This is a genomic window from Streptomyces sp. PH9007, assembly GCF_059813725.1.
This window is the reverse complement of sequence record NZ_CM187440.1, coordinates 6,204,284-6,217,113: the sequence shown is the minus strand read 5'-3', so window position 1 is coordinate 6,217,113 and position 12,830 is coordinate 6,204,284. Positions and strand designations below refer to the sequence as shown.

Below are 12,830 nucleotides of genomic sequence, written 5' to 3'. Positions count from 1 at the left end.
CGCGCCCCCGGGCGCGGCTCAGCCCCCGGTCCGGGAACGGGCACGGGCACGGGCGCGCGTCCGGGTGCGGGCGAGGTGGTCGCTGTCCTGGGCGGCCTTGGCGAGCAGGTCCAGCATGGCGGCCTCGGCGCGGGCGGGATCGCGCTCGCGTACGGCGTCGAGCACCGCGCGGTGGCTGGGGACGGGGTCGTCGGCGTCGGCGTGCGCGTGGACCATCCGGTCGCGTTCGCGCAGCCCCGGCTCCAGCAGCATGTCCATCCGCCGCAGCAGTTCGTTGCCGGTGGCGGCGAGCAGCGCCCGGTGGAACGCGGCGTCCGCCTCGGCGGCGGCGGAGTCCTGCCGTGCCTTCCCCATGGCGTCCAGGGCGCTCTCCAGCGCGGCGAGATCGGCGTCGGTGCGGTGCAGGGCGGCCCGGTGCGCCGCCGCCGGTTCGACGATGGCGCGCACATCGGCGAGGTCGCGCAGCAGCTGGGTGCCGTCTCCCGTCTCCATGCGCCAGCCGATCACATCGGCGTCGAGCAGGTTCCAGTGCGTCCGTTCCCTGACGTAGGTGCCGCGCTTCTGCCGCGCGTCGGTCAGGCCCTTGCCCGCCAGGACCTTGAGCGCCTCGCGCATGACGGTCAGGCTCACGTCGAGTTCTGCGCCCAGGGCGCCGATGTCCAGGGTCTCGCCCTCGGCGATCTCACCGCCGACGATGCGGGCGCCCAGGGTGTGCACGACCTGTCCGTGCACGCCGCGGCCGGAGTAGGACGCCATGCGGTTCTCCTCGGGTGGCCGGGTCCGCCGGGGGAACCGGGCGGCCCCGCCGACGTGTTGGGGCGGGCCTCTCCCGCCGCGGGGCGGCCGAGTCTACCGTGAACATTATTTATGAATACATCTTGACAGGGATCCGGGCCGCCCCGACGATGAACCGACCCTCTCCCGCGCGCCAACGGAGCCGCCCGTCATGCTGACGCTGCACACCCAGGACCTCCCCGCCCCGCCGGGCGGCCACCTGCCGATGGGCAGCCGCGCGGGCACTCCCGCGCCGCTGACCGCCGACGGCCGCAAGCTGCTGCGCGGTGCCGAGCCCTGGCTGCCGGTCATGGGAGAGTTCCACTTCAGCCGCTACCCGGCCGCCGACTGGCGCGAGGAGCTGCTGAAGATCCGGGCCGGCGGCATCGACGTCGTCGCCACCTACCTCTTCTGGAACCAGCACGAGGAGCAGCGCGGCGCCCTGCGCTTCGACGGCGATCTGGACCTGCGGCGCTTCCTGACCGAGTGCGCCGCGCTGGGGCTGCACGCGGTGGTCCGCATCGGCCCCTGGTCGCACGGCGAATGCCGCAACGGAGGCTTCCCCGACTGGCTGGCGGACACCCCGTGCTCCCCGCGCACCGACGACCCGCGCTATCTCGCGCTCGTGGAGCGGTACTACCGGCGCATCGCACACGAGCTGCGCGGCCTGTCGTACGACGACGGCGGTCCGGTGGTGGCCGTCCAGGTGGAGAACGAGCTGTACGACCAGCCGGGGCACCTGCGGACGCTGCGCGCCCTGGCCGAGCGGGTGGGCATCCACGCCCCGCTGTGGACGGCGACCGCCTGGGGGGCCGCCGACCTTCCGGCCGATGTGCTGCTCCCGCTGTACGGCGGCTACCCCGAGGCGTTCTGGGAGGACGCGCACGAGGGCTGGGCCCGCGACATGCGGCGGCACTACTTCTTCAGCGCGATCCGTGACGACCACGCCATCGGCGCCGACCTGCGCTCCCGCGCCCCGGCCGGCACCGGACCCGATGACCGCCGCTATCCGTACGCGACCTGTGAGCTGGGCGGCGGCATGGCGATCGCCTACCACCGGCGCCCCCTGGTGCCCGCCGCCGACGTCTCCGCGCTCGCCCTGACCAAGCTCGGCAGCGGCTCGGTGTGGCAGGGCTACTACCTCTACCACGGCTGCTCCCAGCGGCTGGGTCAGGCGCTGCCCAACCAGGAGTCGCAGGACACCGGTTACCCCAACGACCTGCCGGCCGTGAACTACGACTTCCAGGCGCCGCTCGGGGAGTACGGGCAGGTCCGGCCGTCGTTCGCCGCGCTGCGGCTGCAGCATCTGCTGATCCGGGACAGCGGCGCCGCGCTGGCGGACATGCCGCTGTACCTGCCCGAGGGCGGCCCCGACGGGCTGGATGACCGTTCCTCGCTGCGCTGGGCGGTGCGCGCGGCGGGCGGCAGCGGCTTTCTGTTCGTCAACAACCACCAGCCGCACGAGACGCTGCCCGACCGGCCCGGGGTGCGGTTCCGGGTGCACCTAGACGGGGAGCCGCTCACGCTGCCCGACCGGGAGGTGACCGTTCCCTCCGGAGCGCACTTCGCGTGGCCGCTGGGGTACGACGCGGGGGGCGGCCTGCGGATCACGTGGGCCACCGCCCAGCCGGTGGCCCGGCTGGACCTGGACGGCGCTCCGGTCGCGGTCTTCGCGGCCACCGCCGGCATCACCGCGCGGTTCGCGCTGCCCGACGGCTGCGAGGTGTCGGGCCCGGTGACCGTGGAACGCACCCCCGACGGCACGGTGGTGGGCGTGCCCGAGCCCGGGACGCGGGCCGCGGTGACGGTGAGCGGGCCGCACGGCCGGGTCCATCTGCTGGTGCTCTCCGGCGAACAGGCCCTGCTGGCCCAGCGGGTGAGCGTCGGCGGCATCGACCGGCTGGTGCTGTGCGAGGAGCCGGTACTGGCCGACGGGGCGGAACTGCGCCTGCACACCAGCCGCTCCGAGGTCACCGTGCGGGTGCTGACGGCCGACGGGTTCACCCGGCGGACGCTCACCCCCGGGGAGGGCGCCCCGCCCGCGCGCCCGCTCCCGGTGCACACCGTACGGTCCGGGGCCCTCGCGCCGCCCGCCCGCACCGGCGGCCCCCGCGGCCGGGCCTCCGCGCCGCGCGAGGAAGACTTCGAGGCGGCGTCCGTGCACCGGATCGAGATCCCGGCCGGCGCCCTCGACGGCGAGGGCGAGGTACTGCTGCGGCTGTCGTACACCGGTGACGCGGCACGCGCCTACGTCGGCGGCCGGCTGGTGGCGGACCACTTCTGGTACGGACCCGCCTGGGAGATCGGACTGCGCCGGTTCGCCGAGGCGGTGACCGAGCACGGGATCGAGATCCGCGTCCTGCCGCTCGCCCCGGACAGCGCGGTGTACGTCGATCCCTCCGCGCGCGCCGGTCTGGCCGCCGCCCGCTCCCGCGCCACCGTGGAGCACGCCGAACTCGTCCCCGTCCACCGCGTCACGCTGCCCGCCGGCCTCGCGGCGGACGGCACGGCCGCCGGCTGAGCCCCGCACCACCGCACCCGCGCCATGAAAGGACCCCTGCCATGCCCCTCCCCCGGCCGCCGCATCTCCCCGAGAAGCTGACGATCAGTCTGTGGGACTTCAGCTGGTACACCCGCACCGGGCCCGGCGAGCCCTTCGCCGATCTGGACCGCGCCTTCGCCGAGGCCGTCGAGCGCGGCTACAACACCGTCCGGATCTGCGCCATGCCCTATCTGCTGTTCGGCTCGGGGCTCGACACCAGCAGGCTGCGCCTGGGGCCCCTGGGCGGCGAGTACGGCCAGCGGGTGCGCTGGTACGACGTGCGTGCCGAGACCGAGATCGACGGCCGCGCCCAGCTGCTGGAACTGTTCCGGGCGGCCAGACGGCACGACTGCTTCGTCATCCTCTCCTCCTGGGAGTACCAGCAGTCGGCCTCCTTCGCCGCCGACCGCGCCTGGTACGACGCCCTGATGGCCGTCGACCCCGAGGAGCGCCCCGCCGCGCTGGCCGACGCGCTCGCCGACCTGCTGTCCTTCCTCGCCGCGCACGACGGCCTGGACGACCGTGTCGCGTTCACCGAACTCCACAACGAGGTGCAGGCCGGCTTCCTCACCGAGGGCCTGGAAGGCGACCATGTCGTCGCGCTGCGCCCGCGCCTGGAACGCGGGCTGGAGCGCTTCCGCGCCCGGCACCCGGACCGGATGGTGACCGTCAACTACGCGCAGGTGCCGGTCGGATCGCTGCGCGGAGTGCCCCGGGACATCGATGTCGCCGTCTTCCACCCCTATGTGTACGGCGTGCTGGACGAACTGCTGGACGCCTTCGCCCTGCGCGACACCTCCCGGCCCTTCCCGCAGGACCGGGCACGGCGCGAACTGCTGCGTCCCGGCGCGCCGGACCTGGCCGACTGGGCGCCGCCGGCGCAGGAGCGCTGGCGGCTGGACGCCACCGTGGTGGGCCTGCGTGAGGTGTACGTGCACGACTGGTGCGACCCGGTGCGTTTCGACGCCTGGCTGTACGACCGGTACGCCGTCCACCGCGCCGCGATGGAACAGCGGCTGACGACCTGGATCGCCGCCGCCGCGGACTGGTCCGCCGACACCGGGGTGCCCTTCGTCTTCGGCGAGGGCTGGGTCGGCTACACCCCGCGGCTGGGCACCTTCGAGGAGGGCCCGGTGGGGGCGGGGCTGTGCCGGCTGGCGGTGACCGAGTCGGCGGCGGCCGGAGCCTGGGGCGCGGTGGTGTGCTCCAACGCGGCCCCGCAGCACACGATGTGGGAGGACGTCGCGCTCCAGCAGGAGTGCAACGCACTGCTGCGCGGCTGAACCGGCGCGGCGGCGCCGTCCGCGCGATCAGCGGATGGCGCTGCCGGGCGGGGCCTGCAGGAGGGCGAGTTCGTCGCGGTGCGGCAGCCCCTCCCAGTCGCCGTGCGCGGCGACGGTGAACGCGGCGACGGTGCCCGCCCGGCCCAGCCGCTCCCCCGCCTCCAGACCGTCCAGCAGGCCCGACAGATATCCGGCGCAGAAGGCGTCGCCGGCGCCGACGGTGTCCACGACGGTGACCCGGTGGGCGGGCTGGTGGAGATGGCGGCCGTCCGCGCCGTACAGGTCGGCGCCCTCGCCGCCGCGTTTGACGATCACCTCGCGGGCCCCGGCCGCCAGCAGTTCGTTCACGTCTCCGCAGATCAGGGGTAGTTCGTCGTCGGAGGCGATGAGGATGTCGACCCGGTCCCGCAGCCGCCGCAGCGTGTCGGTGGCCTGCTCCGTACTCCACAGCCGGGTGCGGTGGTTGATGTCGAGGACCACGGTCCAGCCGTGCTCGCGGGCGTGGTCGGCGGCGGCGGTCACGGTGGCGAGGGGCCCGGGGCCCAGCGCGCAGGTGATGCCGGTGAGGTGCAGGACGCGGGCGCCCTTCGCCAGCGCCGCGTCCAGGTGAGCGGGCCGCTGCCGGGAGGCGGCCGATCCGGCGCGCCAGTAGTGCACCCGGTTGACGCCGCCCACCAGGCGTTCGCGCAGCAGCGCGCCGGTGGGCGCCCGGGGGTCGGTGGTGACGTGGCGTACGTCGACGCCCTCGCCGCGCAGGGTGCGCAGGATGAGCCGTCCCGGCTCGTCCGCGCCCAGCCGCCCGGCCCACGCGACCCGGTGGCCCAGGCGGGCCAGGCCGATGGCGACGTTCGACTCGGCGCCGGCCACGGCGGTGCGGGCCGGGGCTCCGCCGGTGAGCGGGGCGTCGGTCTGCCAGGACAGCATGGTCTCGCCGAAGGTGAGGACGTCGGCGGGGGCGGCCTCGGGGTCCGGGGAGGGGCTCATACGGGGGGCTCCGGTGGGTCGGCGGGCGGGGACGGGGGCGGGAGCGTGGGCCGGGGAGGGGTCACCATTCGGCGAAGGAGCCGTCCTGATGCCGCCAGACCGGCCCGCGCCAGTCGGGGGCGCTGTTGTCGGCCGCGCGTACCGCCCGCTCGTCGACCTCGATGCCGAGCCCGGGCGCCGTGGGGCGCAGGAAGCTGCCGTCGTGGAAGCGGAACACCTCGGGGTCGGCGAGGTAGTCCAGGACCTCGGCACCCTGGTTGTAGTGGATGCCGATGCTCTGTTCCTGGATGAGGAAGTTGGGGGTGCTGAAGGCGATCTGGAGGCTGGCGGCGAGCGAGACCGGTCCCAGGGGGCAGTGCGGCGCCAGAGGGACGTCGAAGGTCTCGGCGAGCGCGCCGATGCGGCGGACCTCGGAGATGCCTCCGGCGTGCGAGAGGTCCGGCTGGAGGACGGCCACCCCGGCGCGCAGGGCGGGCAGGACATCGGTGCGCGAGTACAGCCGTTCCCCGGTGGCGATCGGCACCGGGGAGCCCGCCACCAGGTCCCCCAGCAGATGGGTGTACTCGGGCAGGACCGGTTCCTCGGCGAAGAGCGGGTTGAAGGGGGCCAGATGCGGCAGGACCTTGCGGGCGTTCCCGGCGGTGAAGCGGCCGTGGAAGTCGACGGCGAAGTCCCGGTCGGGGCCGAGCACCTCGCGCGCGGCGGCGGCGCGCCCGATCACATCGTCGATGTCGCGGGTGGTGGCCAGCCGGTTCATCCGGCCGCAGGCGTTCATCTTGACGGCGGAGAAGCCGGCCTCGACGAGCGCGGAGACCGCGTCGGAGATCTCGGCGGGCTCGTCGCCGCCCACCCAGCTGTAGGTGCGGACCCGGTCGCGCACCGGGCCGCCGAGCAGCACGTGGACGGGTGCGCCGAACGACTTGCCCGCGATGTCCCACAGCGCCTGGTCGAGTCCGGCGACGGCGCTGGAGAGCACGGGGCCGCCGCGGTAGAAGGAGCCCTTGGTCATCACCTGCCAGTGGTCCTCGATGCGCAGCGGGTCCTTGCCGAGGAGGAGTTCGGCCAGCTCGTGGACGGCGGTGCGTACGGTGGCGGCGCGGCCCTCGACGACGGGTTCGCCCCAGCCGACGATGCCGTCGTCGGTCTCGACCCGGCACAGCAGCCAGCGGGGCGGAACGGCGAAGGTTTCGATACGGGTGATCTTCACGGGGCGCTCCTGCGCGGGAGGGTGACGGGGTGACAGGCGGGGGTCGGCCGAGGGTCGGCGGCTCGGGTCAGGAGGAGGTCTTCAACACGCTCCATCCCCCGTCAACCACGAGGGACGCCCCGGTGACGAAGGAGGCGTCCGGACCGGTCAGGAAGGCGATGGCGCCCGCCACCTCCTCGGGCCGGCCCAGCCGGCCCAGCGCGGTCTGTCCGGCGCTGGCCCGCCGGTCCTCCTCGCCGATGGCGTCCCAGGCCCGGGTGAGGATCGGGCCCGGGAGCACGGCGTTCACCCGCACCTCGGTGCCGTACTCGACCGCCAACTGCCGCATGAGCCCGGTCAGCGCGGCCTTGGAGGCGGCGTAGGCGGGCCGGCCCGGCATGCCGACTAGCGCGTGCACGGAGGAGACGAGCACGGCGCTGCCGCCGGTGGCGCGCAGGTCGGGGAGGCAGGCCCGGAAGCCGAGGAAGGATCCGGTGAGGTTGACGGACAGCTGCCGCTCCCAGGCGGCGCGGTCCAAGGCGTCGGCGGCGGCCATCCGCACGGTGTAGGCGTTGCTGACGAGGGCGGAGACGGGGCCGAAGTGCTCGTGCGCGGTGTGCAGGACGCCGTCCCAGTGGGCTTCGTCGGAGACGTCGCCGTGCCGGTAGACAGCGTGGCCGCCGGCGGCCCGGATGGCGGCGGCGGTGTCCTCGCCCGCGGCGTCCGCCACGTCGACCAGGACGACCCCGGCGCCGTCGGCGGCCAGCCGGTGGGCGGTGGCGGCGCCGATGCCGGAGGCGGCTCCGGTGACGACGGCGCAGTGGCCGGTGAAGGGGTTCACGCGCGGCTCCCGGGCGGCTGTGCGGCGGCAAGAGGGGTGGGCGCCGGCCGTTCCGCACGGCCAGCAGGCGCCATTAAATATGAATTAATGGTGCCTGCCAAGGGTTCGGGCGGGATCCCGGCCCCGCGCCGCGCGGTCTGTACAGGCCGCCCCCCGCGTCGTACTGTCCGCGAGCGCGTCCCCCTTGCCCCACCCCTTTCGAGGAACGGACCCCCATGCCGCTGCGTACCAGGCGACGTTCTCAGGTGGCCACCGCCGGCCTCCTGCTGCTGACCGCCCTGCTGTTCACCGCCCCGCCGGCCGCCGCCGCGGACACCTGGACCGAGGTGGGCTCCGACCGGGCCGATCCACTGACCGAGAGTCAGGGCCTGACCTCGGTGGAGATCCCGGCCAACAGCCCCTTCCGCTACACCGGCATCGGCACCATCCCCGCCGATCTGCGGCTGCGCGGCTGGAACCACGTCGGGGACCCCGACGCCTCCTACGACGGCCACTACATCGAGCCCTACCAGCGCGATGCGGGCACCACCAAGATGTACCGGGTGCAGGCGCCGGACGGACAGTGGTCGGAGTACGTGCACACCCTGGGCCCCGGGGAAGCGCTGAACAACTCCTGGGTCGCCATCTCGCCCGACGGACAGTGGATGCTGTCCGGCGAGTACGGCACGATGAGCCGGCTGCTGGTCTTCCCCACCCCGGGCGTCAACCCGGACACCTCGCCGTCGGCCGACCTCCCCCAGGTCTCCACCGTGCACCTGGACCGCCCGGTGCGCGATGTCCAGGGCTGCGACTTCTCCGGGCCGACGACGTTGCTGTGCTCCTCCGACGACCCGGAGGGCGCCCTGTTCGGCATCACCAAGCCGCTGCTCCAGGTCGACCTCTCCGACCGGCCGAACGGCGGGGCGGATGTGTCGGGGCGGGTGACGGCGCTGCGTCAGCTCCCGCTGCGCAGCGGCTGCTCGGGCGCCTTCGAGGTGCAGGGCATCGACTACGACCGGCGCTCGGACACGCTGCGGGTGATCGTCATGTCCCCCGGCTTCTGCGTGCTGACGGACAGTGTGACGTACCGCTTCACCCGGAGCTGACCCCGGGCGGGACCGCCGCGCCACGGGCACGGCGGTCCGCGGTGCGCGGCCGGCCCGGCGTCAGGGCTTCCTGGCCACCAGACCCCACTGGTACAGCTGGTCCTGCGGCGGCTCCATCTCCGGGTGGTCGGGACGCCACCGCGCGATCGGGCCCAGGCCGGGCGGCAGCAGGTCCAGGCCCGCGGCGGTGGCCGCCAGCTGCTCCTTCGAGCGGGGGTAGTAGGGGGCCGCGCCGGCAGCGGCGTAGTCCTCGCAGACCGCGATGACCACGGGGTCGTCGATGCTGTCGCAGGTCACCAGGTAGCTGCCGGAGGGCAGCCGCCGCATGTACTCCTGGACGAGTTCGGCGGCCGGGTCGGGCTCGATGTGGCCGAGCATCGACAGCAGCATGAGGGCGACGGGCTGCTCCAGGTCGAGGTCGGCCCCGGCCCGTTCGAGCATGACGTCCACGTCCATGACGTCGGCGTCGAGGTAGGTGGTCGCGCCCTCCGGGGTGGAGGTGAGCAGCGCCTGGGAGTGCAGCAGGACGGTGGGGTCGGTGTCGGCGTAGACGATCCGGGAATCCGGTGCGTAGCGCTGGGCGACCTGGTGGGTGTTCTCGGCGGTGGGCAGACCGCTGCCGACGTCGAGGAACTGGCGGACGCCGACGTCGCGGGCGAGGTGGCGGACGGCGCGGCCGAGGAACTCGCGGGACGCCACCGCGATGCCGGCGATGGCCGGGTACTCCTCCCGCAGGGCGTCCCCCAGTTCCTTGTCGACGGGGTACCAGTCGTCACCGCCGAGCCAGTAGTTCCAGAACCGGGCGGAGTGTGGCACGGTGGTGTCGATCTTGAGCGGGGCGGGGCGGTCGTGGGCGTCGTGGGCGTCGTCGGCTGTGCTCATGGCGGCCTCCCTGGGAGCTGAACCGTTTCCCCATGGTGTGCTCCCTGTCGCCATCTGTCACCCGCCCACGCCTGTCACTCCCGTACCGCGCCGTCCCCGGACCGGGGGCGGGGCACCTGCGGCGGGGTGGCCGACGCCGAGGAGCGCAGGGCCAGCAGGCCCGCCGCCAGGACCGCGTCCACCGCCGGTACACCCAGTTCGCGCTCCAGCCGGGGCGCGATGCCGATGGTGGTCAGCCCGGTGCAGGCCAGCAGCAGGGTGTCCGCCCCGTCCGCGACGAGTTCCGCGGCGGCCGCCAGCACCGCCGCGGCGCCCTCGGAGGTGGTGAGGCCGACGGTGTTGTGCACCCCTTCGGGGCGGCGGTGGCCCGCGTGGTGCGGGCCGAGCACCGCGGCGATGGCGGGTGGTACCTCGTCCCGGATGCCGATCACCCCGATGCGGGTGCCCAGGCCGAGCGCCACCCCGGCCGCGGCCGTGCCGGCGCCGATGACCGGCACGGAGACGGCCGCCCGGGTGTCGGCGAGGGCGGGGTCGGCCGCGCAGCTGATGAGGACGGTGTCCGCGCCGTCGCGCTCCAGGGCGCGGGCGAGGTCGACGATCTTCGGCGCGGCGCGGCGCTCGCTCTCGTCGTCGTGGATGCCGCGCGGCTGGCCCGGGATGCAGCGCGAGTCGGTGCGCAGGCCGAAGCGCTCCCGCAGGAGCCGGCCGTGGCCGTCCACCTGTGCGGGGTCCTCGCTGGTCAGGACGCGGATGATGCCGACGGTCATGCGGGGCCTCCGGTGCGGTGGTGGGCGGTGGCGACCTCGGCGGCCAGCCGGACGGCGAGGGAGCGGGCGAGCAGCACCGGCAGTCCGGTGGCCGCGGCGGCGGCGCGGCGCATGCGTTCGGTGTAGCCGATGCAGTCCAGGACGATCCACGCGCTGCCCCGGTCGGCCAGTTCGGCCGCGGCGCGCGCGACCTGGTCGAGCGGGGCGTCGCCGGGGGCGTACGGGTCGGCCCCGCTCACCCGTACCGGCCCGTCCAGGACGGTGCTCCAGCGCCGCCCCACGTCGTCCGCCTGATCCGGGTGCGGGCAGCAGATGCCCACCGGGTCGCCGCCGGTGACGGCGGCGACGGCGCGCTGCACCAGCGGTTCGGCGAACAGCAGCGGGCGGGTGGCGGGCAGCTGGGGGAAGTTCCCGGTGCACAGCACCAGGGTCGCCCCGGCACCGTCGGCCTCGGCGCGGGCCACCGCGCGGGCCATCCGGGGCAGCAGCGCGTGGTGGCCGAGTTCCACGGAGCGGCCGTCGCGCAGCCGGGAGACGAGGGGGGCCTCGCCCGGCGCGGGGGCGAGCGCCGCGCGGGTGGCCCGCTCGTCCGGTCCGTCGAAGCGGTCCTCGTCGAGGGCGCCGTGTTCGGTGAACGCCGCGCCGCCCAGCAGCGGGGCCGCGTCCTCGTGCAGATCGGTACGGGGTGCCTGGCCGATGGTGACCAGGCCCAGGATCGCGCTCATGCGGGGCCTCACAGGGTCTTGGTGAGCTGGCCGATGTCGTTGACGGAGCTGCCGGCGATGAGTCCGGCGCCGACCAGGGACAGGTCGTTCTCGGCTTCCTCGTCGGAGGCACGGCGGGCGGCCGGGTCGGTGATGCCGCGCCGGCGCCACACGGTGTAGCCGGTGCGGACGGCCAAGGCGCCCAGGACCATCCAGCCGGCGGCGGGGGTGGCCACCAGCAGACCGGTGGCGAGCAGCACGCCCATCTGCCGGGAGGAGCCGCCGATGGCCTGGATCAGGGCGCCGGGGATGGCCCACAGCAGGAGCGTGCCCATCACGCCGGGGTCCAGGCCGGCCAGGATGGTGGCCACGTAGACCTCGGAGACCGGCGGGATGCGCCCCTCCTCGAAGAAGCCCTTCCAGGCGATGGCGACGATGATCAGCGCCACCGCGAAGCCGACGAGCTGGGCGAGGTACTGCTGGCGGCGGCCGTCCATCTCGTACGGCAGCCAGGGGGTGGCGTCCTTGCGCAGCAGCCAGCCGGCCTTGAAGTCGTAGCCGATGTCGGCGAAGGCCGGTCCGGTGGAGGCGGTGTAGCCGACGAGCAGCGCGAGCGGGACGGTCTCGATCTTGAGCACGAGGCCGACGATCAGCACGATGAGGGTGACCGCGAAGGCCGGGAACCAGCCCGAGTGCATGGCGGCCAGCCCCACGATGAGCTGGTGGACCAGGGCGGCGGTGGCGGCCAGCAGCACCCAGCCGATGAGGCCGGGCAGTGACATGCCGCCGGCTATCCCGCCGGTGACCGCCACCACGACGGCGCCGCCGAGGAAGAGCACCATGCCCTGGATCAGGCCGCGCCGCAGCTGGGCGGCGTCCTTGGTGCGGGCCTCCGGGCCGGCGGGTGCCGGGTGCTGCGCGGCGTCCCGCGGGGTGTCGCCCGGGTGGGCGGGGGCCTTCGCGGGCTCCGCGGCGGCGCGGCGGCTCTTGCGGTTGCGCATCAGCAGGACGGCCTGGATCAGGGCGACGACGCCCGCGCCGACCATCAGTCCGTGCGGGATGAACTCCTGCGAGAGGTTGACGTCGAAGATCCCGGGCGCGTACTGGGCGATGAGCAGTCCGATGCCGAACATGGCCAGCGCCCAGACGTTGCCGAGGAAGCCGACGCCCGCGGCGGCGGTGGGGAGCTTGGCGAGCGCGCCCAGGAGTCCGGCGACGGCGCTGACACCGAGCACCGCGGCCTTGCGTCCGCCCGTGTCGCCCGCCTTGATGGTCTCGGCGGAGGCGATGCCGGCCGGCCAGGCGTTGGAGGCGGCCAGCAGCTTGGAGTCGAAGACCCGGTACAGGACCCAGCTGTCCACGGCCAGACCGATGGCGGCGCCGCCGAGCATCGGCCACACCAGGTCGGTGCGGCCCAGTGCGAAGGGCACCGCGATGGGGGTGAGCAGCGAATTCGCGGCGGCGAAGGTCGCCCCGGAGATGGCGGACTGGACGAGGTTCTGCCGGTGCGGGGAGCGCATCCGGACCAGGATGCCCAGCGGGATGCGGCCGACCAGCATGGCGACCAGGGCGCCGATCACCGAGGTGTTCGGCGAGACGCCGAGCGAGGTGATCAGCACGATGCCGATCAGCGCGCCGAGTACGGACATCGCGATCGTGATGACGAGCGTGATGGGTTCGAAGGCGCGCGGGTGCCGCTGCCCGGGTTCCGCCGTAGCGGGCGGCGGAGTGGAAAGTCTCGGTTCCACGGGGGACTCCTGGTGGTGCGTGCGTCGGACCGGG

Annotated in this window: 11 protein-coding genes; 3 read left to right on the top strand and 8 right to left on the bottom strand. The window is 74.4% G+C overall.

The window, feature by feature from the left end; translation table 11 throughout:
* Positions 1-18 precede the first annotated feature (18 nt).
* The gene (locus tag ACTFAP_RS28375) at positions 19-756 is read right to left on the bottom strand and encodes a FadR/GntR family transcriptional regulator (RefSeq protein ID WP_500467798.1); all 738 of its coding nucleotides are present in this window, start codon (positions 754-756) and stop codon (positions 19-21) included.
* Between the two features lie 190 nt (positions 757-946).
* Here ACTFAP_RS28375 and ACTFAP_RS28370 point away from each other — a divergent pair, with 190 nt between their 5' ends.
* Both ACTFAP_RS28370 and ACTFAP_RS28365 read left to right on the top strand, forming a co-directional pair.
* Positions 947-3,295, top strand: a complete 2,349-nt coding sequence (locus ACTFAP_RS28370; protein ID WP_500467797.1) for a beta-galactosidase — start codon at positions 947-949, stop codon at positions 3,293-3,295.
* Between the two features lie 41 nt (positions 3,296-3,336).
* Positions 3,337-4,599 carry a cellulase-like family protein gene (locus ACTFAP_RS28365; protein WP_495682947.1) on the top strand — a complete coding sequence of 421 codons (1,263 nt, stop codon included), beginning with the start codon at positions 3,337-3,339 and terminating at the stop codon, positions 4,597-4,599.
* Positions 4,600-4,626: 27 nt separating this feature from the next.
* On the opposite strand, the gene ACTFAP_RS28360 is transcribed toward ACTFAP_RS28365, so the two are convergent.
* The 3 genes from ACTFAP_RS28360 to ACTFAP_RS28350 all read right to left on the bottom strand — a co-directional run bounded on the left by ACTFAP_RS28360 (position 4,627) and on the right by ACTFAP_RS28350 (position 7,610).
* Positions 4,627-5,583, bottom strand: coding sequence for a sugar kinase (locus ACTFAP_RS28360; protein WP_500467796.1), 957 nt, complete (start codon positions 5,581-5,583; stop codon positions 4,627-4,629).
* Positions 5,584-5,644: 61 nt separating this feature from the next.
* The gene (gene dgoD, locus ACTFAP_RS28355; RefSeq protein WP_400009064.1) at positions 5,645-6,790 is read right to left on the bottom strand and encodes a galactonate dehydratase; all 1,146 of its coding nucleotides are present in this window, start codon (positions 6,788-6,790) and stop codon (positions 5,645-5,647) included.
* A 67-nt stretch (positions 6,791-6,857) separates the two neighbouring features.
* Positions 6,858-7,610: an SDR family NAD(P)-dependent oxidoreductase gene (locus ACTFAP_RS28350; RefSeq protein ID WP_500467795.1), complete on the bottom strand. Its 753-nt coding sequence runs from the start codon at positions 7,608-7,610 to the stop codon at positions 6,858-6,860.
* Positions 7,611-7,825: 215 nt separating this feature from the next.
* Here ACTFAP_RS28350 and ACTFAP_RS28345 point away from each other — a divergent pair, with 215 nt between their 5' ends.
* The gene (locus tag ACTFAP_RS28345) at positions 7,826-8,695 is read left to right on the top strand and encodes a hypothetical protein (protein ID WP_500467794.1); all 870 of its coding nucleotides are present in this window, start codon (positions 7,826-7,828) and stop codon (positions 8,693-8,695) included.
* A gap of 60 nt (positions 8,696-8,755) precedes the next feature.
* On the opposite strand, the gene ACTFAP_RS28340 is transcribed toward ACTFAP_RS28345, so the two are convergent.
* From ACTFAP_RS28340 to ACTFAP_RS28325, 4 genes are all read right to left on the bottom strand, one after another.
* Positions 8,756-9,577 carry an SAM-dependent methyltransferase gene (locus tag ACTFAP_RS28340; protein WP_495682944.1) on the bottom strand — a complete coding sequence of 274 codons (822 nt, stop codon included), beginning with the start codon at positions 9,575-9,577 and terminating at the stop codon, positions 8,756-8,758.
* A gap of 74 nt (positions 9,578-9,651) precedes the next feature.
* Positions 9,652-10,344, bottom strand: coding sequence for an aspartate/glutamate racemase family protein (locus tag ACTFAP_RS28335; protein WP_500467793.1), 693 nt, complete (start codon positions 10,342-10,344; stop codon positions 9,652-9,654).
* Positions 10,341-11,069, bottom strand: a complete 729-nt coding sequence (locus tag ACTFAP_RS28330; RefSeq protein WP_500467792.1) for an AroM family protein — start codon at positions 11,067-11,069, stop codon at positions 10,341-10,343. Before ACTFAP_RS28330 ends, ACTFAP_RS28335 begins: the two co-directional genes overlap by 4 nt.
* Before the next feature lie 8 nt (positions 11,070-11,077).
* Positions 11,078-12,796, bottom strand: a complete 1,719-nt coding sequence (locus tag ACTFAP_RS28325; protein ID WP_495682941.1) for an OPT family oligopeptide transporter — start codon at positions 12,794-12,796, stop codon at positions 11,078-11,080.
* Positions 12,797-12,830 lie beyond the last annotated feature (34 nt).